Origin of the sequence: Nonlabens xiamenensis (genome assembly GCF_003865345.1) — a bacterium.
Classification (GTDB): Bacteria; Bacteroidota; Bacteroidia; order Flavobacteriales; family Flavobacteriaceae; genus Nonlabens; species Nonlabens xiamenensis.
The window spans coordinates 509850-534298 of record NZ_RMVE01000001.1; the positions used below are offsets into that span (position 1 = coordinate 509850).

At 42.7% G+C, this 24449-nt stretch carries 20 protein-coding genes; 13 read left to right on the top strand and 7 right to left on the bottom strand.

Features of this window, described 5'->3' with window-relative positions; genetic code table 11:
* Nucleotides 1-60: 60 nt before the first annotated feature.
* The 3 genes from EGM47_RS02415 to EGM47_RS02425 all read right to left on the bottom strand — a co-directional run bounded on the left by EGM47_RS02415 (nt 61) and on the right by EGM47_RS02425 (nt 4648).
* Nucleotides 61-2766, bottom strand: coding sequence for a carboxypeptidase regulatory-like domain-containing protein (locus EGM47_RS02415; RefSeq protein ID WP_124979166.1), 2706 nt, complete (start codon nt 2764-2766; stop codon nt 61-63).
* 58 nt (nt 2767-2824) lie between these two features.
* Entirely contained in the window at nt 2825-3688 is an 864-nt protein-coding gene (locus tag EGM47_RS02420) for a GLPGLI family protein (RefSeq protein WP_124979167.1), read from the bottom strand.
* A 105-nt stretch (nt 3689-3793) separates the two neighbouring features.
* Entirely contained in the window at nt 3794-4648 is an 855-nt protein-coding gene (locus EGM47_RS02425; protein WP_124979168.1) for a GLPGLI family protein, read from the bottom strand.
* Between the two features lie 117 nt (nt 4649-4765).
* Between EGM47_RS02425 and EGM47_RS02430 the strand changes: the two genes are divergently transcribed.
* Genes EGM47_RS02430 through EGM47_RS02445 form a run of 4 tightly spaced genes read left to right on the top strand, consistent with a single transcriptional unit; the run spans nt 4766 to nt 8463 of the window.
* Entirely contained in the window at nt 4766-6280 is a 1515-nt protein-coding gene (locus tag EGM47_RS02430; RefSeq protein WP_124979169.1) for a sensor histidine kinase, read from the top strand.
* Entirely contained in the window at nt 6273-6962 is a 690-nt protein-coding gene (locus tag EGM47_RS02435) for a response regulator transcription factor (RefSeq protein WP_124979170.1), read from the top strand. Before EGM47_RS02430 ends, EGM47_RS02435 begins: the two co-directional genes overlap by 8 nt.
* 47 nt (nt 6963-7009) lie before the next feature.
* Complete coding sequence (locus EGM47_RS02440; protein WP_124979171.1) at nt 7010-7843, top strand: hypothetical protein; 834 nt, start codon at nt 7010-7012, stop codon at nt 7841-7843.
* Between the two features lie 2 nt (nt 7844-7845).
* On the top strand, nt 7846-8463 hold the full coding sequence (locus EGM47_RS02445) for a deoxynucleoside kinase (protein ID WP_124979172.1): 618 nt from the start codon (nt 7846-7848) through the stop codon (nt 8461-8463).
* Between the two features lie 26 nt (nt 8464-8489).
* Here the strand turns inward: EGM47_RS02445 and EGM47_RS02450 are convergent, their stop codons facing one another.
* Nucleotides 8490-10634, bottom strand: coding sequence for a TonB-dependent receptor (locus EGM47_RS02450; protein ID WP_124979173.1), 2145 nt, complete (start codon nt 10632-10634; stop codon nt 8490-8492).
* Nucleotides 10635-10786: 152 nt separating this feature from the next.
* Here EGM47_RS02450 and EGM47_RS02455 point away from each other — a divergent pair, with 152 nt between their 5' ends.
* From EGM47_RS02455 to EGM47_RS02495, 9 genes are all read left to right on the top strand, one after another.
* A complete protein-coding gene (locus tag EGM47_RS02455; protein ID WP_124979174.1) occupies nt 10787-11923 on the top strand; it encodes a methionine aminotransferase in 1137 nt (378 codons plus the stop codon).
* A gap of 54 nt (nt 11924-11977) precedes the next feature.
* The gene (locus EGM47_RS02460) at nt 11978-12466 is read left to right on the top strand and encodes a hypothetical protein (RefSeq protein WP_124979175.1); all 489 of its coding nucleotides are present in this window, start codon (nt 11978-11980) and stop codon (nt 12464-12466) included.
* 78 nt (nt 12467-12544) lie between these two features.
* Nucleotides 12545-14011: a lipopolysaccharide biosynthesis protein gene (locus EGM47_RS02465; RefSeq protein WP_124979176.1), complete on the top strand. Its 1467-nt coding sequence runs from the start codon at nt 12545-12547 to the stop codon at nt 14009-14011.
* Nucleotides 14008-14442 (top strand): dUTP diphosphatase, encoded by a 435-nt coding sequence (gene dut, locus EGM47_RS02470; RefSeq protein WP_124979177.1) that lies wholly within the window; start codon nt 14008-14010, stop codon nt 14440-14442. The genes EGM47_RS02465 and dut overlap by 4 nt, the downstream gene beginning before the upstream one ends.
* Before the next feature lie 23 nt (nt 14443-14465).
* Nucleotides 14466-15434, top strand: coding sequence for a tetratricopeptide repeat protein (locus tag EGM47_RS02475; protein WP_124979178.1), 969 nt, complete (start codon nt 14466-14468; stop codon nt 15432-15434).
* Between the two features lie 113 nt (nt 15435-15547).
* A complete protein-coding gene (locus tag EGM47_RS02480; RefSeq protein ID WP_124979179.1) occupies nt 15548-16564 on the top strand; it encodes a sugar phosphate nucleotidyltransferase in 1017 nt (338 codons plus the stop codon).
* Nucleotides 16565-16583: 19 nt separating this feature from the next.
* Nucleotides 16584-17960 (top strand): tetratricopeptide repeat protein, encoded by a 1377-nt coding sequence (locus EGM47_RS02485; protein WP_124979180.1) that lies wholly within the window; start codon nt 16584-16586, stop codon nt 17958-17960.
* Nucleotides 17957-18712: a DUF4292 domain-containing protein gene (locus EGM47_RS02490; protein WP_124979181.1), complete on the top strand. Its 756-nt coding sequence runs from the start codon at nt 17957-17959 to the stop codon at nt 18710-18712. The genes EGM47_RS02485 and EGM47_RS02490 overlap by 4 nt, the downstream gene beginning before the upstream one ends.
* Nucleotides 18713-19918 (top strand): murein hydrolase activator EnvC family protein, encoded by a 1206-nt coding sequence (locus EGM47_RS02495; protein WP_124979182.1) that lies wholly within the window; start codon nt 18713-18715, stop codon nt 19916-19918.
* A 78-nt stretch (nt 19919-19996) separates the two neighbouring features.
* Here EGM47_RS02495 and EGM47_RS02500 read toward each other — a convergent pair whose 3' ends face one another.
* The 3 genes from EGM47_RS02500 to EGM47_RS02510 are packed head-to-tail and all read right to left on the bottom strand — an operon-like array spanning nt 19997 to nt 24419.
* On the bottom strand, nt 19997-21463 hold the full coding sequence (locus EGM47_RS02500) for an MBOAT family O-acyltransferase (RefSeq protein WP_124979183.1): 1467 nt from the start codon (nt 21461-21463) through the stop codon (nt 19997-19999).
* Nucleotides 21460-22836 carry a LysM peptidoglycan-binding domain-containing protein gene (locus tag EGM47_RS02505; RefSeq protein ID WP_124979184.1) on the bottom strand — a complete coding sequence of 459 codons (1377 nt, stop codon included), beginning with the start codon at nt 22834-22836 and terminating at the stop codon, nt 21460-21462. The genes EGM47_RS02500 and EGM47_RS02505 overlap by 4 nt, the downstream gene beginning before the upstream one ends.
* The gene (locus tag EGM47_RS02510) at nt 22833-24419 is read right to left on the bottom strand and encodes an SGNH/GDSL hydrolase family protein (protein WP_124979185.1); all 1587 of its coding nucleotides are present in this window, start codon (nt 24417-24419) and stop codon (nt 22833-22835) included. Before EGM47_RS02510 ends, EGM47_RS02505 begins: the two co-directional genes overlap by 4 nt.
* Nucleotides 24420-24449 lie beyond the last annotated feature (30 nt).

Below are 24449 nucleotides of genomic sequence, written 5' to 3' on the forward strand. Positions count from 1 at the left end.
CTTTCGCGAAAGCAAACTTATTATTGGATTTTCTCAACCATCTTAAAGCTTATCAAGCCTTTACAAATCATACATGATCTGTAGATAGACATATCTGGGCTGCACGGTATAAAAACTTGTACTGGTGGCGATTTGTCCAAAACTGTTCCGGTTCAATGCTTCAGTGTTGAGAATATTGGTGGCGGCCAATTTAAACTCCCAGCTGGATTCTGGTTTTTGATAGTAAAGAGCGGCTTCCAAAAAATCAAAATTATTGTCCACACCTGCATTGGTCTCAAACAAATTCAAGTCGTATTCTGCTTTAAGGAACCAGGCCTTGTTGATCTGCCAGTCTGCGTCCACACTAATGGTTTGGGTAGTGGCATTATTGGTTCTTCCACCGTTGTCAGAATTGTTAAAGCCAATGTTATATCCCAGGTCAAAATTAACACCGTCTTTATAATTTGAACGGGCACTAATGCCGTATCCATGATTGATGTTTTCAGATTCTTGGGTAACACCGTTGATGATGTTGTTGAAGGTACTCCAGCTCAAATTGGCATTGACGGAAGCTCTGATTTTACCAAACTCACGCGAATAACGTCCAAAACCTGTAGCGCTTTCATTGGCAAATGGCGAATTGATCACTGAACTTATTTGATTGATCCCGTCGATCAAGGTCGTGCTTTGAATCGCATCTCGCTGCCGGGTATAAGTGATTCCTGCACTGATGTTGGTATAATTAAACATATTAAAATTAAAATAGTTCAATGATACGCGATCGTTCTCTGATCCACTTAATTGATTGTTCCCAGAGTTTAAGAAGTTGTAATTGCCGAAAATGGTACCCAGGGCATAATTTTCTACATCGGTAAAGGTCACGGTCCTGCGGTAGTCAAGATTTATGTTCTCACTGGATCGCAGTGAAAAACGAAGATTAAAATCAGGGAGAAGTTTTTCAAACTCCAATTTGTTCTCGGTTCCTAATTGCTCATCTCTAGTGGTGAATCGGTGCGCGGTTACCCCAGGGGTTATAGTAAATTTACCTGTGATGAATTTATAGTGCAAGGCCGCAAATAAATCCGTAAACCTATAATTGACATCGTTGTTGAACTGATCTTCTTCCAGATCATCACGGGAGCCGTCATCCAGAATTTGGAAGATCCCTGTGTTGTAATCTTGATCGATAAAACTCGAACCTAGGCTAAAATTGATGTTACTCTTTTTATTGAGAATACGCCAATAATCTACTTTAGCATCCAGCTTAAAACTTTCTACCAATTCTTGTTGGTTGATATTATAAGGGTCTGCTGGGGTCAACCCCAATGCTCCATTGAAAGGTTCTGGATCGGCAGTGTTTCTTTGGTCTCTGATCGCATTATAGAAAGGGTCTTCCTCTGCATCGATCAACCTGCCTTCAAAAGCAAAAATATTCTTCTCACTTTGCGTCCAATATGCATTAAGGGACTGGTCAAAAGTCACAGGTTTTTGGGATTCTCTTTGATCAATATCTTCTACGATACCTTGCCTGGAAGATGTGAAGTCGTTGAACTGACTCACGTCACTCAGGTTGAGTTGACCGTTGTATTCCAACGAAAAGTCATTATTTGGCTTATAATCTCCACCTAGTTTGAACAAACCTATCTGATTGCGTTGAAATGAGCGATCGGTTGTATTCTCTACAACTCCTGTATCGATAAATGTTCTGGAGGCAATGGTTTCCTGATCAGTATCTACGCTAGAGAAAATGGCAAAGGCATCAATACTGAGCTTTTTGTTCACTGTCCAGGCGCCGTTGAATGCACCAAACTTACTTTCGATTTCCTTGGCTCGGTTAGCTTGCAAATTTAATAAACCTCCTGCACCCGCACCTATGTCGATGGAGGAACCGCTCGCTCTGGTATTGCCTCTTCTGAACCCTGTAAACCTTATGTAGTCTCTGAATGTAAAGGACTGAATACCCAAATTATTAAAGTCGGTCAGTATGTTAATAGAAACATTGGGACTGTAATAAAAGGCCTTGGGTTTGGCTTGGTAACGTATGTCTTCATCTCCTTGACCCAGGGCACCAGTAATTTCTCCAAACCAGAAGTTCTTTTTACCTTCCTTTAAGCGTATGTTGATGGCGATGCGGTCCTCATCATTTCCCAGCCCTTTAAGTTGGCTGACATTGTTGTAGTTTTTGAGCACTTCGACCTTACCTACCGCATCGGCCGGAATGTTCTTGGTTGCCAGACGGGAATCTCCCTCAAAAAAATCTTTTCCGTCCACCATGACCTTCTCAACTGTTTTTCCCTCTACCTGAATGTCTCCGTCTTCATTGACCTCCATCCCTGGTAATTTGTTCAATACATCTCCCAGTTTGCGCTCTGTACCGTTGGTAAAACTGTCACTGTTGTAGACGATGGTATCACCCTTGATTGAAACAGGCATATCGTACACGATATTGACGGCATCCAACTCGTCTGGACCATCCACCATTACGTAATTTTTGACCAGATCCTGCTGAATATTTTTAATCGTATCTTCTACGGGTTTGAGCCCTAAAAAAGAAACTTTGATGACATAAGTACTGTCTTTCTTCAGGTTTTGTAATTGATATTTTCCGTTGACATTGGTGATCCCAAATGCTCCTAGATTATTGTCTTTTTGATAGGCGATCACATTAGCCATTTGTAGCGGCATACCAGTGCTGTCCACGACAACGCCAGTAATCTTGACGGATTGAGCTTGACCCAATGACAAGCAAAAGCAAGCCGTCAAAAGAAGTAGTAAATTTCTTTTCATGTAGTTTTTTGGTAAATAAATAGAGGCCGGGAGTCAGCTTCTATAAGCATTTCAGGTTTTAGCCTCTTCTGTTCGAGCGTCTGCCTCTCCATCGTTCGGACATTTCCTGCATTTTCTTTTTGAACAATTCGTTGTATTTCTCTTCAGTAGTAACCTCTCCTTTTGTGGCTGGCTCCAATTCTTGTCGATCCTCAGGATTCACGACAATTTTGCTGCAGAGTAGGGTTGTATTTCCAGCACTCACTTCAAGAATAAGCCCAGGGAGACCGGCATATTCTGCTGGACCGTGTTGCACGGGTATCTGTGGTGTAAACCAGGCAACAACCTGAATTTCTTCGGCCTGCTCAAAAACCTCGTCCACTTTGCCTTCGGCCAAGGCAAGGCTGTCCTTTTTCTTGTCTTCTTCAGAATCCCCTCTTCTGCGTCTAAAACTGCTCCAATCCAATTCATTAGGCTTTTTAGAGGCAGTAGCCTTGATGGCTTGATATTGACCGATCTGCTTAGTTTCGCCAGTGATTTTCCAGTTCATTTGTGGGATGTCTTCCTTGATCAAAAATGTTTTTCCCATCATGTCGCGTTGCTCCACCCACTGTCCTTGTTCCAGATTTTTATATTTTTCTCCTCCCATGGCGGTTCCCATAAAATTCCCCCAGCCTCTTCCTTGACCTGGAGCCTCAAGCTCCTTTTCTTCTTTATAGGTGGATTCGTTGCGATTGAATTTCAACACATACGTTTTCTCGCCAAATTTTTTCATGCGCTCTTCTATGCGTTGCCTTTGTTGAGGAGACATTTCCCGTCCTTCAGGGAGCCAACTCATGTCCATCTTTGTCTTTGAGATATAAGTGGCTTCCCCATAGAAGTCTTGGGCCAAACCAGTTGAAAGTGCTAGAAAACTAGCTAGTATAGTGCATATAAATTTCATAAGCGTATTTTAAAGCCGTTGTATTATGGCTGAAGTTTAGACAATCGAAAAAGCCAATAGTTTCAATTTAAGAATTAATTAAATCAAGTTTTTTTAGAAACCAAATCAGCCTTTCATGAAAATTACGCCGTCTCCAGATCTTTTATTTTGAAAGCGTTCTTGCATTTCTTTTTGCTTTTTGGCCTGCAAGTCATTAAAATCTTCCAATCCGATTTTCTTTCCTTTTTTAGGTTTTTCCAATTCAAAATCAGCCGGGTTCATCTCAATACGATCACAAAGTATGACTGTATTTCCATCCCTTAATTCCAAAATAAGTCCAGGTAATCCCTGGTAATTTCCTGGTCCATTGCTGATCGGGATGTCCATTGTAAACCAAGCAGTAATGACTCGTTCATCGCTCCCTGCCATCTCCAACAGTGATGTTTCAACTTCCTGCTCGTCTTTTTCCTCTTTTGGAAAAGTGTAGGTGGCTTTCATGGCCGTATAATTTCCTATCTTTTTAGATTCTCCGGTCAATTTCCAATCCAGTGGCTTGATCTGGTCAACGATCAAAAATTCTTTGCCCTGAATCTGGTCTTCGCGTATAAAAGTCTGGTCCACCAAGTTTTTATAGGTGGTCCCGTAAGTATCACCTCCTCCAGAGATTTCAATTGAAATACTCATTCCGGATTGTGGTTTGGGCTTGGCTAATTCTTGCACCTTTTCATACAAAGATTCAGTACGTGAAAATTTTAAAGTGAATTCTGCTTTTCCAGCATTTTCCAACGCGGAAGCAATCATTTTTTGCATTTCTGGATCCAGTTTCTGCATTTTTTTCTGAAGGCTGTCATCTGATTTTTCCATTATCATTTTACTTTTGTAATGGGCTATTCCAGTGATTTCCTGTTGGGCGTAGGATAGTTCCGCTTTCGCGAAAGCGATCACCAACAACAAACAAATAGTACGGGTAAATTTTTTCATGAGACCTTGAATTTTGTGTTTCAAATATCAACTATTTTTATAGTTAAAGAACTTTCTTCTCGTTAATATATGTTAAGCAGCTTTTCGCTAAGGGTTTAAAGGTAGACCTTTGGTATTATGAACGATAGAAAATATCATTTTCTTTTTGTCCTGATCAGTGTGGTCATCGCAGCCGTTCTGGCCATGCAGATTTATTGGAATTACAAGAATTTCCAAGAGTCTGAGAAACAACTATTGTCTGAATTGCAAGTGAGCCTGGATCAGAGTGTGGAGGAATATTATACCGAATTTCTCGAGACTGAGCAGTACGGTATCATTGTAGAAGAGACCACCAACCGCATGGGCGAACTCAGTACTTTTTTTAAACGTCTGGACAGTATTAACAAAAGAGCTGGATATAGGGGCTTTGACCTCAATAATGTGAATGTCAGCGATATTTCTGAAATACGTATTTTCAGAGGAGCTGATATGAGTGACCTCAATGAGGTCGAACCTATGGAGGGTTTATGGAATTTACCTAACTATGATATCAGCCAGCCAGAACCTACCCCCAACTTTACTGGAATCAAATCCCAAACTTTTTTCTCAGATAGTCAGAATCTGAATGAAACTATTCGCGAACTGACCTCAAAGGTGATTTTCAGCATTCAGGAACCCATGAACCTGGAACAATTGGATAGCATTTTTTCCAGAAAGTTAGAAAACAGGGATATCAAATTGGATTATAGCCTCCAACTTATCGAAAAGGATATTGAAAACCCGATGAATATGGGGCGCAATAAACGCATTAAAGCACAAAGCGAATTGGTAGGAAAGGGAAAGCAGCTGAGCCTTGATTATAATAGCTTGTCGCGCAGTATCTTTGATAGAAATCTAACAGGCGTCATATTGAGTGGCCTGCTGATTGCGAGTGTAGTGCTGTGTCTGTTCTACCTATTACAGATCATCAGAAAACAAAAAGCACTGGGGGAGATGAAAAATGATTTGATTTCCAACATCACCCATGAATTTAAAACGCCTATTGCTACCGCCAGTGTCGCGCTGGAAGGTGTGCAGAGTTTTACCGACAGCGGAGATTTGGATAAAACCTCCCGCTATTTAAGCATGGGAAGGGAACAGCTCAGTAAACTCAATGGCATGGTAGAGCGTATTCTAGAGACCGCTACACTGGATAGTCGCGAACTCATGCTGCAAAAAAGCGAGGTAGCATTGGTGGACTTGGTCGAGGCCATTATTACCCGGTCGCAAAGCCAAACCAAAAAAGAGATTCAATGGACAACCAGCCATCCCGAAATCATTATCAACGCAGATGCCTTCCATCTTGAAAATGCCATCAATAATTTACTGGACAATGCCATTAAGTACGGTGGTGAGCTCATTCATGTAAGTGTAAATAAATTGAGTCACCAGACCTCCATTGAAGTCACAGACAATGGAGCAGGATTAAGCGCCAAGGATGCCCGACTTATTTTTGATAAGTTCTATCGGGTAGGTAAAGGGAACAGGCATGATGTGAAAGGTTTTGGTATAGGGTTGTTCTATACCAAATCCATCATCGAAAAACACAACGGTACAATTTCTGTAGCCGTACAACCAAAAACCACTTTTAAAATCACTCTGCCCAATGAATAAAGATACAATTGATATTATCCTCGCAGAAGATGAACCTGCATTAGGTATGATCGTTAAGGAAAGCCTGGAGACCCGCGGATTCAAAGTAAGACATCGGGAAAACGGCGCAGAGGCCCTGGATGCCTTTCACGAACAGCAACCAGATATTTTGGTGCTGGACGTAATGATGCCACAAATGGATGGTTTTGAAGTCGCCAAAAAAGTACGCTTGGAAAATGAAGAAGTGCCGATCATATTCTTGACAGCCAAATCCCAAACTGAAGATGTATTGGAAGGTTTTCACGTGGGAGGAAACGACTACCTCAAAAAACCGTTTTCTATGGAGGAGTTGATTGTGCGCATTGAAAATCTTTTGAGCCGACAAACTGTGCAAAAAACGGCTGCTGTCTATGAATTGGGTGACTTTAAATTCAATTTCCCCAAACAACAATTGATCTACAAGGATGACGAGGTGACAAAACTGACCCATAGAGAAGCTCATCTTCTTTACCATCTGGTGCTAAAAAAGAATAAAGTACTTGATCGTACTTTTATCCTCAAAAAGCTGTGGGGCAATGATGATTTCTTTTCGGGAAGGAGCATGGATGTCTTTATCACCAAACTCAGGAAGAAACTCGCCAGGGAAGAACGCCTTGAAATTGTCAATGTACGCGGTTACGGCTATAAGTTGATCATGCCCTGACCAAATTCTAGAGCACCCGCTGATTTCTTTTTGCTTAATTTACTCCCATGAAAAAATATCTGTTGCTTTTTGGGTTGTGCTGCTGTGTTTGGGGAATTGCCCAGAAACCGTCGGTAGAACTAAGAGCTGACGCATTTTATGGTGTAGATGATTTTGATGCCTTATACTATGGCAAGGACAATGTATTTTATAAAAAGCAGGCAGATCAACGCTTACAATTCTATGATGTCCAGTTGGGTGATCTTACCGAAGTGGACTTAATCAATCCGCTGAAAATACTGTTGTTCTATAAGGATACGCAAACCGTCGTACTTGTAGATAACCGTTTGAATGAAACCCAGCGTATCATTCTCAACGAACTAGAACCTTACCGATTTTTTGAACATGCCCGACTGGCAGGGGAGCGCCGACTATGGCTACACGACTTGGACCAAAACCGTATTCAACTCTATGATTATATCCAGGAACGCGTGGTGGTCAATACGCCGGTACTTAAAAATGATGTCCAAAATTTGTTGACTGATTATAACTTTTGTCATGTTTGGAGTGATGGATACCTGCAAACTTTTAATACTTATGGGAGCGAGACCGCCAGCCTGGAACTCGACCAGCCTAAACATCTTGGCTATGATTTTGGTACGTTGGTCGGTAAAAATAACGACGGATTCCATCTTTGGAAACTCAACGAGGATTATCGCTTTGATTCAATGGCGCTAGGACCTGCGTTGAACAGCCTGGGCAATTCAGATTTAAATTCTGCAAATCAAGCCGATCAAGACCTACAAAACCCCATCAAAAGCCTTTACCTAAAGGGTGGAAAACTTTATCTTTGGCGCGGTAAACGCGTGCTCGTTTACGATCTGAACCTGAATAAAAAGTAAACATGCATATAGCCGTTGCTGGAAACATAGGCGCTGGTAAAACCACGCTCACAAAACTGCTGGCCAAACACTATCGCTGGACTCCGCAATTTGAAGACGTATTAGAAAATCCTTATCTGGAGGATTTCTATACAGATATGGAGCGTTGGTCCTTTAATCTTCAGGTTTATTTCCTCAACAGCAGATTCAGACAAGTATTGGAAATCAGAGAAAGTGGCAAGAAAATAATTCAGGACCGCACCATTTATGAGGATGCTAATATTTTTGCTCCCAACCTGCATGCCATGGGATTGTTGTCCCAACGCGATTTTGATAATTATAGTTCGCTTTTTGACCTGATGGAAAAATTGGTTGCGGCACCGGATTTGTTGATCTACCTACGCAGTTCCATTCCCAATCTCGTCAAGCAAATCCATAAAAGAGGGCGTGATTATGAAAACAGTATCTCTATCGACTACCTGAGCAGGCTCAATGAGCGTTACGAGGCTTGGATCCATGGGTATGACAAGGGTAATCTTTTGATCATCGATGTGGATGAGATTGATTTTGTCAATGACCCTGAGGATTTGGGGAATATTATTAACCGTATCGACGCTGAATTAACCGGTCTCTTTGCTTGACCTGAGGCATTCATATTTAGTGGTTTTTACAGATTATCCAACTGGTTGTCGTTACCTCCTATAGTCCAGAAAAATCCAACAAAAATAAAACGATCTGCAGCCTGGCCAATAGCCCTACGGTCAAACTGCCCGTTGACATCTGGGGTATTACTATACTGGTAATTAAATATATTGTCTCTTCCCAACACATTGGTCACCGATAGGAAAAGTATTTTTTGATCGTCAATTAAATACGCCCAATTCAGGTTCAGGCTCTGAAAAGACTTGGTTTTGTCATTCAGGAAGCCAGCTTTATTGGCGTTGGTATAATTTCTCCCACTGGTGTAGTTAAAGGTAATGCCCAGCTGAGATTTCCAGTCTTCCATCCAATATTTCCCAACCAGGCTTAAGTTGTGCTGGGCCGCAAAGTTAGGCGTGGCCTCTATTGGAAAATTACGGAATTTCCTCTGGGTGTCTAGATAGGAATAGCTCACCCAGTAATCTAAGTTTTTTACAGATTGCTCGTCCCTCCAAAAAAGGTCCAGACCAGCGGCATAACCCTCACCAGAATTATCAAATTCGCTCAGGAATCCTGGGCGCGCGGTGTCATAGGTCAATAAGTTCTCATAATTTTTATAAAAAGCCTCGGCACGCAGCATGCGGTTGCTTTTCTTGTACATAAAATTAGCGATATAATGTTGCGCATTTTCTGTTTCCAAATCCTGGGCATACTGTTGGATATTGTTTTGGGCCTGCTGATAGAAATTTCCGTAGGCCAGGGAGATTTGCGCATGATCTGTTAGACTGAACGCGGCGCTGAGTCTGGGTGAAATCTTTATTGCATCTGTAGCTTGGTAGTAATCCGCTCTTACTCCTGTTTTAAAGGCTACTTTTTTGGAGGCAAATATTTCTGCTTCCGCGAAAGCGCCCGTCAAACCGTAATCGATCCCAGAGGTAAACCTATTTCCATCAAAACGTCCGCTTTCTTCATAATCCACAAGAAATTGCTCTGCGCCAAAATTTAATTTAAAGTAGTTATTGTAGCGCTTCTTTAGTTTTAACTTGGCGTGAAATGCATCTTCCCTGGCGTCGATATGATTCTCTGCTATGCCTAAATCATTGCCGTCATGGGCCAGGCTGATACCAGTGTCGATACTCCAGCTGTCTGACAATTGCCCATCATAATTCAAATTACCATAATAATTACGGTTCCTCAGACCAAAAAAGAAGCCATCTTCTATATTGATATCCTCTTGAATCAAACTGAAATTACTGTAGGAATAAGCGCTGTAAGCCTTGAACAAACCTTTATCCAATTCCCTTCTATACACCGCTTCACCACTTAATAGTTCGTACGGATCCACAAACTGGTTATTTTGCGGAATGACCTCGTTATAAGGTGCTAAATTGTAGTAGGTAGCATTTACACTTACACTGTTTTTATCCCATATTTCTGTGTGCCCCAGACTCCCCCCTACACTCATAAAACCCAGATCAGTTTTTTCCTCTACGGGAAAATCGGTGGTGTTTAAGAGCAATACACTAGACAGGGCATCGCCATATTCTGCGCTGTATCCGCCGGTAGAGAATGTAATTCCGTCAAATAAAAAGGGAGAAAATCGCCCGCGGGTAGGAATGTTACCAGTGGTAGGCAAAAATGGACGGAACACCCGACTACCGTCAATAAAAATTTGAGTTTCATCTGCACTACCTCCTCTTACAAAGAGTCGGCCATCATCTGCATTATTGGTCGTGCCTGGTAAAGTTTGCAAAGCACCTAAAACATCGCCTACGGCACCGGCCGTGGTCACAATATCGAGCGGCTTAAGAACACTGGCCTCAGAACTGTCTCCTGCGCTCAAACTCCCTGCACTTAAAATCACGGTGTTTAAAGCATTCATGCTTTCGCGTAAGCGTATTTTCAAATCATTTAATTCAGTTACTGATGCTTGCAAGCTGTATTCTTCATAGCCTATATAACTGGCGATCAGGGTGGCCGTGGGGTTTTCTTCAGTTTGAAAAGAAAAGGCACCATTCAGATCTGTAGTAGTTCCATTATAGGTTCCTTCAAGATACACATTGACACCCATGATAGGCTGGCCCTGGAAGTCCATTACTGTACCAGTGATTTTGGTCTGAGCAGTGGAAAATAGACTGAAAGAAAATAATAAAAAGAAGGCTAAATTTTTCATGATGTTTGGTTTGATGGTACAAACATGAAGAGGAATGCCCGTGAATAAAACTTCGTTCTACCGAACTGTAGAAAAATACAGATGTATTGTGTAAAGGCTCCTTTTTAAGGCTTTTTGATCGGGTGATAGCTTTAGGTTTTGTATTTTCCAATATGATCAAATCTAAACTACCCCAAGTAAGCGACTCCATATTTACTACTATGAGTCGACTTGCCCAAAAATATGACGCGCTCAATCTATCTCAGGGATTCCCCAGTTTTCCTGTCGACCCAGTGCTTAAATCACTTCATCAAGAAGCCATTGGACAAGACCAAAACCAATACGCCCCAATGGCTGGGTTACCAAAATTGCGGATCAAATTATCCCAGATGACCCAGGAACAGCACGGTGCCTTTTATGATCCAGATACAGAGATTTGTCTCACGGCTGGAGCGACTCAAGGCATCTTCAGTGCAATACAGGCTACCGTGCATCAAGGCGACGAAGTTATTTTGTTTACCCCAGCTTACGATTGCTATGCGCCAGCGGTGGAACTGGCCGGTGGTAAGGTGATTGCCATACCCATGCAAGTACCTGAATTTACCATCGATTGGGAGCAAGTGGAACGTCAAGTGTCTGATCGCACCCGCATGATCATTATCAATTCGCCCCACAACCCCAGTGGTAATATGTTGACCCAACAAGATATGCTCGCCTTGCAGGAAATCGTACTCCGGCACCAGCTTTATGTGTTGAGCGATGAGGTATATGAATACATTGCTTTTGACGGCCGTACACATTATAGTGCAGCAGCTTTTGAGGGTTTACGAGAGCGTAGTTTTGTCACTGGAAGTTTTGGTAAGACTTTTCACGTAACCGGATGGAAAATGGGTTATTGCTTGGCGCCGAAAGCCATGATGCAAGAATTTTTTAAGGTACATCAATATGTGGTCTATTGCGTCAACCGTCCCGTGCAACAAGCTATTGCCCAGTACCTGAAACAACCTGAGCGGTATACCGAATTGGGAAAATATTACCAGCGCAAACGGGATTTGTTTCTTAATTTGATCAATGAAAGCCGATTCAAATACGTGCCAACACACGGATCTTATTTTCAATTGTTAGATTATTCTGCGATCAGTGAGGAAGGTGATGTGGATTTTGCTAAACGTCTGACAAGGGATCATAAGATAGCCGGCATCCCCATTTCTGTTTTTATGGATGGAAATGACCCCAAAATGTTGAGGTTTTGTTTTGCCAAAGAAGATGAAGAACTGGTGCAAGCAGCTACTATCCTCAACCGGCTCTAGTTAATGAAATGGCAGAGGATTTGCTACGCATTTAAAAATGAAGTTATAGATATTATGAAATACCTAATTGCTTTGGCCTGTTTGGCCTTAATTTCCTGTAATTCCCAAAAAATTTCTGCTACCAAGAAAGCGGAAAACTATAATCTGAATGAACGTCCTTATGCCCAAGAATGGTTGGGCGGTGCTCCAGGCTCCGGCAGCGGAATAGATCTTTACCTGCCTGCTAGCCTTATACTCAACGCCGAGCTTCAAGCGGTGTATTTTAGGAATATGACCAGTACCCAATTGCGTTTTACCAACAACATCAAAAACATGACCGTGACTCGGTTCAACCAACCAATCAATAAGGATTTGGTGATGGATATCGACCAACAAAAAGAAATGCAAAACACCCCACCCGAAGCCTTGGATTTCCCTTTTCCGCTGGAGGATGATGAAGCGGTGGTAGAGGTCAAACGCGATGGAAAAAGCGAATATATCAAAGTAACTGGAATCGAGTATAAGGAACCCATTGCCTACCCGGAAATGCGTCCAGAGAAATGAGTACACGCATTCTTTTTCAAGTCCAGATGTTGGATAACCACTAGAATCGTATTTTTGGCTGAACTAAGTCATTAGGCATTGGCGACCATCAAAAGATTATTCCAACACACCTTTATCTATGGGCTGGCGACGGTACTGCCGCGACTACTCACCGTGCTGCTGACCAGACTGTTGACTGAATACCTACCAGGAACGGTAGAGTTTGGGGAGGTTTCTATCATTTTTTCCTATATCATTTTTGCCAATGTGATCCTGACCTACGGCATGGAAACCGCCTTTTTCAGGTTTTACAATGACGCTTCAACCAAAGTTAAAACTTTAGGTACAGCGCTGGTTTCCCTTTTGGTCACCACTGCGGTTTTTACTGCATCGGCTTATTTGCTGCTGGAACCCATTGAACTGCTTACGGATTTGTCGGCAGATTATTGGAAATGGGTGATTGGCATTATCGCTGTCGATACCTTGATGGTGATCCCGTTTGCCTACCTGCGAGCCCGCGGGAAGTCTGTTAACTACGCTTTGATCAAATTGTTCAATGTGGTGATTACGGTTGGTTGTACCCTTTTGTTCTTTACTGTGCTGCCCCAATTTCCTGCCTGGCAGGAATATTTGCCTACGGATCGGATACAACTCTTTTTTATAGCTTTTCTTACTGCCAACCTATTCACCTTTTTGATGGTCATGCGTCCGTATTTTATAACCTGGACGATTGATAAACAACTATGGAAAAACATGCTGACTTACGGTTGGCCGATTTTGCTGTCAGGATTAGCCTTTGCGATCAATGAAACAATAGACAAAATTCTGCTTCAACAATTTCTACCGATGGACGAAGACCAAGCAGAGTCGGTGGTTGGTGTTTATACGGCCGGTTACCGTTTGGCAGTGGGTATGACCTTGTATGCTCAAGCTTTTAGGTTGGGTGTAGAACCTTTTTTCTTCAGTCAATCCCAAGATAAAAATGCACCCCAACAATACGCCTTGATCACCAAAGCCTTTGTGGCACTGGGAGCTATCGCACTAATGGTATATGTAGTTTTGGTCGATGCGATCAGGCCCTTGATCATTGAACCTGGTTTTGAAACTGCGATGGAAGTTGTGCCTTTGGTATTGATTGCCTACTTTTTCTCTGGAATTTACCAGACCTTGTCCGTGTGGTACAAAATTCAGGATAAGACCCGGTATGGCGCCTATATATCTCTAACCGCAGCAGCGCTGACGATATTTGTAAATGTCCTTTTGATTCCTCACATTGGATATATGGCCAGTGCTTATGCTACTTGTGCCGCTTATGGACTGATGATGGTTGTATCCTATATATTGGGCCGTCGTCATATGCCCATTCCCTATCAAATCATGGATATCTCGCTATATTTGGGTGTTTCCATACTGTTTTCGCTTTTCTTTTTCTACGTGGTGAGGGCGGAATTGGGAATTCAGAGTTGGCCGACTTATCTTGTAGGAAGTTTATTGACCTTGATTGTTGTGGCTTTGGTTAGCTTTCGCGAAAGCGCACTCATCCAGAAAATTTTATCTAAGAAATGACTATAAAAATCATCAACAAATCCTCACATGCCTTACCTCACTATGAAACTGGTGCCAGTGCAGGAATGGACTTGCGCGCCGAACTGGAAGTGCCGGTTACTTTACAACCCTTGGAAAGGCAGATTATAAAAACAGGCCTTTTTATTGAACTTCCAGTGGGTTATGAGGCGCAAGTGCGTCCCAGAAGCGGTCTTGCGGCCAAAAAAGGTATCACCGTACTCAATGCACCAGGCACTATCGATGCCGATTATAGGGGAGAAATAGGGGTGATTTTGATCAATTTATCTCAAGAAGAATTTAAGATTGAAAACGGTGAGCGTATTGCCCAACTAGTGATCGCCAAGCACGAGCGTGCCGTATGGCATAAGGTAGAAGAGCTCTCTACTACCGACCGTGGTGCTGGTGGTTTTGGGAGTACGGGCACTAAATAATACATCCATAAAAAAACCAACCAATGAAAAATTATTTTTTCCTTTTGGCCCTGATGTTCCTGGGTCATGCCTATGCACAAGAATCTATCAAAAACCAGGAGCTGTATGATACGGCTTGCAATTGTATTGAAGAGATTGACAGCAGTGCCTCACAAGACGAGCGCTATGAAGAAGTAAGTACTTGTTTAAAGAGTGCTATCATGGCAGAACAACTAAAGTCCAAACTCTTGTTCAATAAGGATTTTGCCATCGACAGTCTTATCAACAACACCAAGGATAAAGATAGCGTGACGGTTAAAAAAAATATCAACATCAATTTAGATCCTACAGAAGGATATGAAGATCTGGAACGTGAATTACTGGATAATTGTAACGCTTTAAAGAAACTAATGATTGACGATGTCAAATCGAGCAAGCATTCCATGAGTGATGATGAAGCAGCAAAAATCTATTACAAAAAAGGACTTGATGCCTATTCGGAAGGTAAATTTCCTCAAGCATTGGATCTTTTTGAAAGGGCAGTAGACGCCGATAGAAAATTTGCATTTGCCTGGGATATGATCGGGATCACCCACAGACAAATGGGCGACTTTAAGCAAGCAGTTAAGAACTATAAAAAATCCTTGCGTATTGATCCCAAAGGAAAGATGCCATTGCAGAATCTACCAGTAGCTTATCGATTATTGGAGGAATATGAAAAGGCTCTGGAAGTTTATGAAGACTTGATCAAATATTACCCAGACGATGCCGAGGGCTATTACGGTATTGGACAAACGGCTGGCGCGCTAGGTAAATTCGCTATGGCTGCTGACAACATGATGATCGCCTATAATATGTATGTGGAAAGCAACTCTCCTTATTCCCAAGACGCAATCAGAATGCTAAAATCATTGTATGTAGAAATGCAAAACAGGGATCAACTGGAGGAATTTTTGGCCCTGGCCGAAAAACACAATATCAAATTTCAGGAAACCTCAGAAGAGAAAGAATAAGCTTTCTATAAGATAAAACACTGATCAGTTTTTTAACTTTGCAGTGCAGTTTCAATCCTTGACGGCCGTAGATAGCCGTGCATTAAATATTTCCTGATCAGGGAACCCAACTTATGAAGATAATCGTACCTATGGCCGGTCGTGGCTCGCGTTTGAGACCTCATTCGCTTACCGTGCCAAAACCTTTGATCCCTATTGCCAATCAACCTATTGTGCACAGATTGGTCACTGATATAGCCCGTATCCTCAACGAACCTATTGAAGAGATCGCCTTTATATTGGGAGATCCTGCCTTTTTTGGGGAGTATGTAGTAAGTAGTCTTAAAGCGTTGGCTCATGGATTGGGAGCAAAGGCCAGTATCTATCGCCAACTTAATCCTTTGGGAACAGGACATGCGATTATGTGTGCAGAGCCCTCACTTTCTGGGCCGGCGGTTGTAGCTTATGCAGACACATTGATCCGTGCCGATTTCCAATTGGATCCCGAGGCAGATGCAGTGATCTGGACCAAACAGGTGGAGCATCCCGAGGCTTATGGTGTGGTTAAGCTGAACGACAATAATGAGATTATCGAACTGGTAGAAAAACCAGCTACTTTTGTTTCTGATCAAGCAGTCATCGGTATCTACTATTTTAAAGAAATTGGTCATCTAAAACGCGAACTACAATACGTGATCGACAACGAGATCATCAATGGTGGGGAATACCAGATCAATGATGGAATCAAACGGATGATGGCCGATGATAAGATCTTTAAAACCGGAACGGTTGATGAATGGATGGATTGTGGGAATAAAAACGTGGCGATTGAAACCAATCAGCGCATCATGGAATTTATGGCGCAGGATGGTAGTAGCGAGTTGGATACTGAACCAAAATTGATCAATTCCAAGATCATACCTCCTTGTGTAATTGACCCCAGTGTGATCATCAAAGATAGCACCGTGGGCCCTTATGTCTCCATTGGCGCAGGTAGCCAACTGGACAATGTCACTATATCAAATTCGCTCATCCAGCAAGATACTCTTGTAAAAAACGCTACCTTAGACGAAGCCATGATAGGTAACCACGTGCACTATGATGGGAAATTTACCAAAATTAGTATCGGAGACTACAGTAAAATGGAATAGTCTTTGAAAATCCATTGCCATGAAAAGGTTTTGCCATTTGATCTTGTTTTTCTCCCTTTGTTGGAGCCTGCCTCTCTTTGCCCAAGAAGAGGTGGCCGCCGAGGAGGTGAGCCAGGATGATCTGGGGAATGTTTCGGATGAATTCAAGGAAAACTTTTTTGACGCGTTGGCCGCTAAAGCTATTGGCAATCATGACAAAGCCATCGCTTACTTAAAGGTTTGTGACAGAATTCAACCCAATTCTGGAGCCATTCAATTTGAGCTGGCCAAAAACCATTTGATGGACCGCAACTTCCAGCAAGCTGAGGATTATCTCAAAAAAGCCGTCCAATTGGAAGGTCAAAAGGAGCCTCTACTGGAAACCCTTTATGATATCTATGACCAGCAGCAGGATTATGAACGATCTATTATAGTGCTCGAGCAATTGGCAGCCCAGAATGAGAATTATGAAGAGCTCTTGCCTTTTCAATACTTCAGATTGGAGAGGTTTGACGATGCCGTTGCCATGATACAAAAGCTGGACGACAGATTGGGCGAGGATCCTAGACGTAATTATATTCAACGACAGATCGCAGCACGCAGCCGTCAGAACGAACGGGAAAGTAGTTCGATCGATCAGTTACAACAACGCATAGCCGATAATCCACAGGACGAGCAAGCCTATGTGAATCTATTGTATATCTACAGCCAGCAAGGCAAAACCGATGAAGTTGTTGCCACAGCCCAAGCCATGGAAACGGCTTTACCCAGTAGTGACAAGGTACATCTGGCGCTGTACAAAATTTATCTGGACCAGGGAGAAATTGAAAAAGCTGTGACTTCTATGGAGCGGGTTTTTGGAAGTAGCGAGTTTGACCTGGAGACCAAAACCAACGTGCTACAAGATTTTATCAAAACTGGCTCCACAGATCCAACCGTAGCTGGTCGAATAGAAGAGGCCATTGATGACTTTGCTGACGAAGTAGAGGACGTTCGCACCTATCAGATTCTAGGGGATTTTTACTTGAGCCAAAAACAGCCTCAACAAGCTATTACTTTCTATGAGAAGGGTCTGGAAGAGGCCCCCAAGAATTACGAGCTTATTAAGAACATCATTTTGCTCTCCATCGATATCAAGGATTACCAAAATGCTGTGGATCGCACTGAAGAGGCTCTGGACGTATTTCCTGCCCAAGCTTTGCTGTACTTGCTCAGTGGTGTGGCTCATAACCAATTGGGCCAAGCCCAAAAAGCCATCGACCAATTGGAAATGGGATTGAGCTTCCTGCTGGATGAGCCTAAGCTAGAGAGTGATATCTACCAACAACTGGCCGTGAGTCACGATCAATTGGGCAACACAACTAAAGCAGCAAAAATGCGTTCTAAAGTAGCAGAGTTGTCCAAAAAAATACAATGAGATATATATCACCCCTTATTTTTTGTCTTTGTTTGTTGCTAGCCGGCTGTGGAGGGAAGCAGCGCGCCGCCAATGAAGCCATGGCAACGGCCAAAAGATCTAAAGTCATCAATGCCCATGAGGCAGCCAGGATCGATTTTAAAACCTTAAAAGCCAGATTGGGGACCAGTTATGACAACGGTAGTTCAAAACGCTCATTTACCGTCCAACTGCGTATGGAAAAAGGCAAACAAATCTGGATGAGTGCAGGACTATTTGGGATCACAGCAGCCAAGGTTTATATCACACCAGATCGGGTCCAATTCTATGAAAAGCTCAATAAACGCTCCTTTGATGGAGACTTCAGCTTGATCAGTGAGTTCTTAGGAGAGGAAATTACTTTTGATCAATTGGAGGATCTATTGTTGGGTCAGGCGGTGGAGTCACTCCAAGGGAAAGAATTTATGATCGCCGACAACCAATACCAATTTAAAACTGAGGATGTAGTCACCAAAATTTTCAAATTAAGACCCAGCGATTTCAAGGTGGCTGAACAAACTGTCACCCAACCTAAGGAAGGAGATTTTCTCACAGTGCGCTACCCAGAATACCAAATCGTTCAGGATAGAATTTTACCCAGTGAAGTGATGATCAGTGCGATAAAAGGCAAACGCAACAACAAGGTTGAGATGGAATTTAAGGGAGTCTCCTTTGACGAGGAGTTGAGCTTTCCTTTCGAAATGCCTTCGGGATACCGACAATTTGAGCTGTAGATGAAAAGACACTTTTGGATTACTTTATTGTTGCTGTGTTGTTTCGCTTTCGCGAAAGCGCAATCTGAAAAGGCCAAACTGGAAGAAAGAAAGGCCGAAATACAGCGTGAGATCAATCAGTTTGATCGGCTCTTGCGGGATGTGCGTAAGGAAGAAAAAACCATGGTACTGCTGGTAGAAACCATTGATCGCAAAATCGCTAGAACCCAAGAAATTATCACGCTGACCAACCGGCAGGCCAATCTGATCACCAGGAACATCAAGGAAAACAAAACCCAAATTGATCAGTTGGAAGCCGAGTTAAAGCTGCTCAAGGCCGAATATGCCGAAATGATCGTCAAGGCCTATAAATCAAAAAACGAACAAAGCCGACTGATGTTTCTGCTGAGTTCGGAAAGCTTTCTTCAAGCGTATAAGCGGGTGCAATACCTTAAATCTTATGCAGATTATCGCAAGAAGCAAGCCGATGAGATTGAGCTGAAGTCTGAGCTGCTTCAAGAAAAAACCCTGGCGCTGGAGCAAGAAAAAAAACAAAAGGAAGAAGTTTTGGCACTGAACCGCAAGCAGCGGGAAGCCCTGAAGAAAGACAAAGTCGAACAGGAAAATCTGCTGGCAGTCGTTCAGGCCAATGAGAAGAAATATGCGGCTGATATCAGAGAAAAAGCCAATGAACGTAACAGGATAGATCGGGAGTTGCGTAATTTGATTGCTGCAGATATTAAGGCCAGTAACAAAGGCAAGGCCGGCGCGGTGGCTGGAAAATTCTTTCTGACACCGGAAGCCAAAATTTTAGCGAACAATTTTAAAAGTAATAAAGGCAAGTTGCCCTGGCCAGTTGCAGAAGGATTTGTGTCCAGAAAATACGGGCGTCAGCCACACCCAGTAGTACGCACCGCGACTATTGTTTCCAATGGATTGAGGCTACAAACACCAGCCGGAGCGCAGGCCAGAGCCATCTTTGAAGGAGAAGTGGTGCAGATTACCAAAAGCAAATACGGTATCCTCGCCGTACATGTGCGTCACGGTAATTTTACCTCAGTTTACGACAATCTTAAATTAGTTGCTGTACAAAAAGGTGATCGTGTACAAACCAAAGATGTGATTGGTGAGATATTTACTTCTAATTCTGGTGAAACGGAGCTGAAGTTTGTGTTGATGGAAGACTCAGATACTGTGGACCCTGCTCAATGGATCGCCAGAAAATAGAAGTTCCAGCTTTTCAGGCGTGGAGTGATCTCTTCCTTATATAGAATGGTAAGATCCAGTTCCGGGATGGATGTAAACTTAAAACTGGAAGTAAATAAAAGGTTGAACCTCACTACTGGCAGTCGCACTGATCAGCCAGATCACAGCGGCAAAAACCATAACCTTACCAGCCATTGGCAGTCGATGGAAAAATGCAAACTGTCGCTTCTGAATAGAGGCAGGTATAAAATGCCATAAGAATCCAATAATCATCAAAATAGCCACATTTTGATAGCCTTTTAAAACGCTCCACCAGTCGGCAGGCGCAAATTCAAGACTACCTACATTCTGGATGACATTCAATGCGATTTGAAAGTCTGCCGCCCGAAAGAAAATCCAGCAAAAAGCCACAAAATGAAAAGTGATTAATGCACCTAATAAACGCCGACCCCAATTTTTGCCAGACCATTGGGGAATACCAAAAGCTTTTTCCAGCGCCAGTACAGTACCGTGCATTCCTCCCCAAAGTACAAATTTCCAAGAGGCGCCATGCCATAAACCGCCCAGCAACATGGTCATAAACAAATTGAAATAGGTGCGTATTTTTCCTTTTCTATTCCCGCCCATGGAAATATATAGATAATCCCGTAACCAACTGGAAAGAGAGATATGCCAGCGCCGCCAGAATTCGGTAATACTCGCACTTTGATAAGGAGTTCTAAAGTTGGGAGGTAGCTCAAATCCCAATAATAGCGCCAGTCCAATCGCTATATCTGAATAGCCGGAGAAATCACAATAGATCTGAAGTGTATATCCGTAAACCGCAAGGAGGTTTTCAAAAGCAGAATAATTGTCTGGAAAATCAAATACCCGATCCACAAAATTTACACTGATAAAATCTGAGATCACTGCCTTTTTGAGCAGACCGCCAATGATCAGAAACATGGCTTTACTCAATTCGATTTTGGTCAAGCTTAGTCGTTCGTAGATTTGCGGAATAAAATCTCTGGCCCTTACGATCGGACCGGCTACCAGTTGCGGAAAAAACGACACAAAAAACATAAAATCGAGTAGATTTCTAGCGGGTTTCAACTCGCGCCTGTAGATATCTATGGTGTAGGACATGGTTTGAAAAGTGTAAAAGGATATTCCCACCGGAAGGAATATGTTACCAAAACTCAAGTCGCCATTAAAAATTGAATTAAAATTATCGGCCAGGAATCCAGTGTATTTAAAATAAGCGAGTAGTCCCAAATTAATTATACAGGAGGCTACCAATAGTAAAGTACGCCAGCGATGATTGTTGCTTTTATAAATAGCCTCTGAGAGGTAGTAATCCACAAAAGAGGAAAAGATGAGCAGTAGGAAGAAGATTCCGCTGCATTTGTAGTAGAAATAAAGAGAAAATGCGATCACATACAACACCCGTAGACGGCGCAGATCCTTCATCAGGATATAGAGCAAATAGAAGCTCAGGAATAGATATAGGAAAGCGGCGCTATTAAACAACAACGGGCGTTGCGGGTCATAGGCCAGCCAGTCCGTCAGGGCATTCCAATCCATCATTTTTGTTGTTGTTTATACGCCTTAATCAATGCTTCCACTAGCAAACTGGCCTGCAATTGGTAGCCCTTTTCCAAAAAATGGATCTTGTCCGTTGAAGTGAGTCCTGCCTCGTACCAATCTGGCATCGCATCACTGCTACGGGATACGGCATGCAAGTCGTAAAATGCCCAGGAATTCAGGTTGGCAAAAACGCCCATTTCATAAGCATAGGCCGTGGCCTTAGAATTGATCTTTTTTCGTTGTTTCATGGATGGCGGCGGACTCGTCAAAAGCACACTTCCCGTTAAGCCTCTAGAGATCATATGTCTGTTGAACTGATCCATGTCCCTCTTGAGTTGTTCCTCAGAATAGTTATGGTAAAAACTTTCATTGGTTCCCAGAGAGATCAGGATGAGGTCTGGTTCCAGCTGGGACAATTGATCAAAGAACCTAGGGAACTTGTTGTAATCGGCAAATTTTGTCCCATTGACACCTATAGCATGAAATTCAATTCCTGGCTGTCCGTTATCTATCAAGATGCCATCCAAGGTATAGCTGGAGGCGGGTTGTGCGGGTCTGATGTAAAGCTCCTTACTTCCTGATGGTATTGTAAATACCCCGGTTTCCAATCTTTCCAAGTCAATAAAAGACTGTTTTGATACCGCTTGGGTCTGTTTTTTAGCCTGGGGGATTTTAAGTTGTTGACCCGCTTTGATACGGGTAGAAGTCATAGCATTGGCCCGCTGAATTTCCTTAACACTGGTATTAAATTTTGAAGCAATACGGCCCAAATAATCTCCAGACTGGATGGTATAATTTTGTGTTGAGGCTACTTTTCGCAGGACATTATTTCCTTTGGAAGTTGAAACCACAAAACGCTCTGGATGTTCTGTGATGAGTTTGATTTGAGTGACTTCAATTTCATCAGAAATATTCATCTGTAGGAGAAAGTCCTGATCGGTAGTCTCCAAGGAAATGCCACTGAGGCCGATATTGTGGCTCCCATCACTTTTGACATTACGTACGGCATCCCAATTTCCGCTAGCTTTGAATTTAACATCTACAGCACCATTGGTCTGTGCAACGCGATAGGGAAATACGAATCCGCGGCCCGCATTGCCGAATTCGCCCTGTAATCCTTGGCGGATATATTGTGGAAAATAAGGGCCCTGCACGTGGGAGTCACCTATTTGAACCACGTTGAGCTTTTTCTTCTTTCCTGATCGCAATAGGGCCAGTTCATTGAAGAATGACCTTAATACTTCTGGGTTTTGGATATGCTGAAAACTGCGGTCTACCAACAAGGGGTTCAGTTGGATTTCTTCAATAGGCTGAGCATGGCACCAAGAAGATATACAGAGCAACAACCATATGTACAAACAATACTTACTCATGGCTTTGGTTTCAAACTATCGTTAGATTGTTGGAGTTCTAATTGTTTCAAGCTGTCCTGTTGACGCAAGAGTTGTTCTTGTTTCTTCCGCTCTTCTTGACGAAGATTTTCGGCTTTGACATAATCGGAATATCCCAACATCATTTCCTGAAAGATCAAACGTCCTATTTTACGGGACCCTTGTGGGCTAAAATGGGTATAGTCGGCATTGGCCAGTTTGTGGTCTGTCCAAACCTGCATGCTATTGGGTCCACCCATCAAGTGGAAAAGGCTCAAAAAACCAGATTGGGTATTGGCGGCGTATTGTTGTTGAGACCTGAGCAAGCGTACCACGGTTGAGTCGGTCCGCACTTGCTGTTCATTTTTAGTGCCTTTGTCAGCCGTTCCTAATATTAAGATAGCGGCCTTAGGGAAGGTTTGATGTAGATGTTCGACCACACGAATCATTCTACGAGCATACCAATTGAAGCTATTGGCTTTGGTGCTTAACACATTGGCACCAAACTGCAAGATAATTAGGTCATAACCCAGTACCTGATCAAAATCATTCATCAACTGTGGGTTCAATAAAGCCAGTGGCATACCAGAGTTGCCTCGGTTGGAAAAACCATCTACCGCTACTCCAACGCCATTTGAAAAATCAATACCATAAATAGGAAGATCCTGCGCCTGGGCAAAATCCAATTCTACTCTTTTTACATTGTCAGAAGAAAGATTCACTGAATTGAATAGGCCTGGACCATTTAATGGAATGTCAGTGGTCAACGTGTCCTTGTCTATACGCAATTGAAGGTTAGCATCTGGACGTCCTGGTCCATAAAACAATCTTGGACTATTCAAACGGTAGGCATTCTTGATACCGCTAGCAAGGTACTTTACCTGCGCAGTAGAGTCTTTGGCAAAATAAACACCACCATTGACACCAAAAGATATGCTTTCAGACCGCCCTCCCATATAGTTGTGTTCTTTCCAGTTTCCCTTAGCATAGTGTTTTACTGAATACCTGGATCGTGCACTTTCTGATACCATGGGAACAAAGCCTACACCACGTCCCCCAAATCTATCCTGCATAGCGCTTCTGAAATCCTGTACGATTAAATCACCATCGATCATGGAATCTCCATAATAGGCAATACGCACTTGACCTTGACTACCGTTTTCAAGTGCATAGAGTTTTTCAAAAAAACTACTCAAGTATTTGACGCCTTTATAGCCTGACAACGGAATAGGCTGAGGAATTACTGCTTTTCCGGTAGAATCGGCAGGATGGCTGAGATTGAAATCAAAAGCATGAAGGTTGATCAATTGTGTCTGTACGGCAGATGTTGCTTTCACCACACTTTCTTTGGGTTTGGAGATCGTATCTGATGATACAACAGGCACAGCTACTTCAATGATCGCTGAATCTTGTTCCTGCTCACTCATGGCCTGGAGCATCAAGCTGTCCATGACAATATGTGCTCCGGGGTCCGATTCGGCAAACAGCTTTCGCGGAAGCAATGGCTGCGATACATAAAACAACAACCCGCCTAAGGCAAGTATTAAAAAAGCTGAAAAAAATTGTTTTTGTTCAGAAAAGGGCATGCAACAAATTAACGCAGATCTGCAAATAAT

Bases quoted from the DNA above. Each gene is read 5' to 3' on its own strand.
- EGM47_RS02415 (WP_124979166.1), bottom strand. From the start codon at position 2,766: ATGAAAAGAAATTTACTACTTCTTTTGACGGCTTGCTTTTGCTTGTCA.
- EGM47_RS02475 (WP_124979178.1), top strand. From the start codon at position 14,466: ATGAAAAATTATTTTTTCCTTTTGGCCCTGATGTTCCTGGGTCATGCC.
- EGM47_RS02425 (WP_124979168.1), bottom strand. From the start codon at position 4,648: ATGAAAAAATTTACCCGTACTATTTGTTTGTTGTTGGTGATCGCTTTC.
- EGM47_RS02505 (WP_124979184.1), bottom strand. From the start codon at position 22,836: ATGAGTAAGTATTGTTTGTACATATGGTTGTTGCTCTGTATATCTTCT.
- EGM47_RS02480 (WP_124979179.1), top strand. From the start codon at position 15,548: ATGAAGATAATCGTACCTATGGCCGGTCGTGGCTCGCGTTTGAGACCT.
- EGM47_RS02510 (WP_124979185.1), bottom strand. From the start codon at position 24,419: ATGCCCTTTTCTGAACAAAAACAATTTTTTTCAGCTTTTTTAATACTT.
- EGM47_RS02435 (WP_124979170.1), top strand. From the start codon at position 6,273: ATGAATAAAGATACAATTGATATTATCCTCGCAGAAGATGAACCTGCA.
- EGM47_RS02485 (WP_124979180.1), top strand. From the start codon at position 16,584: ATGAAAAGGTTTTGCCATTTGATCTTGTTTTTCTCCCTTTGTTGGAGC.
- EGM47_RS02440 (WP_124979171.1), top strand. From the start codon at position 7,010: ATGAAAAAATATCTGTTGCTTTTTGGGTTGTGCTGCTGTGTTTGGGGA.
- EGM47_RS02445 (WP_124979172.1), top strand. From the start codon at position 7,846: ATGCATATAGCCGTTGCTGGAAACATAGGCGCTGGTAAAACCACGCTC.
- EGM47_RS02430 (WP_124979169.1), top strand. From the start codon at position 4,766: ATGAACGATAGAAAATATCATTTTCTTTTTGTCCTGATCAGTGTGGTC.
- EGM47_RS02500 (WP_124979183.1), bottom strand. From the start codon at position 21,463: ATGATGGATTGGAATGCCCTGACGGACTGGCTGGCCTATGACCCGCAA.
- EGM47_RS02495 (WP_124979182.1), top strand. From the start codon at position 18,713: ATGAAAAGACACTTTTGGATTACTTTATTGTTGCTGTGTTGTTTCGCT.
- EGM47_RS02450 (WP_124979173.1), bottom strand. From the start codon at position 10,634: ATGAAAAATTTAGCCTTCTTTTTATTATTTTCTTTCAGTCTATTTTCC.
- EGM47_RS02420 (WP_124979167.1), bottom strand. From the start codon at position 3,688: ATGAAATTTATATGCACTATACTAGCTAGTTTTCTAGCACTTTCAACT.
- EGM47_RS02460 (WP_124979175.1), top strand. From the start codon at position 11,978: ATGAAATACCTAATTGCTTTGGCCTGTTTGGCCTTAATTTCCTGTAAT.
- EGM47_RS02455 (WP_124979174.1), top strand. From the start codon at position 10,787: ATGATCAAATCTAAACTACCCCAAGTAAGCGACTCCATATTTACTACT.
- dut (WP_124979177.1), top strand. From the start codon at position 14,008: ATGACTATAAAAATCATCAACAAATCCTCACATGCCTTACCTCACTAT.
- EGM47_RS02490 (WP_124979181.1), top strand. From the start codon at position 17,957: ATGAGATATATATCACCCCTTATTTTTTGTCTTTGTTTGTTGCTAGCC.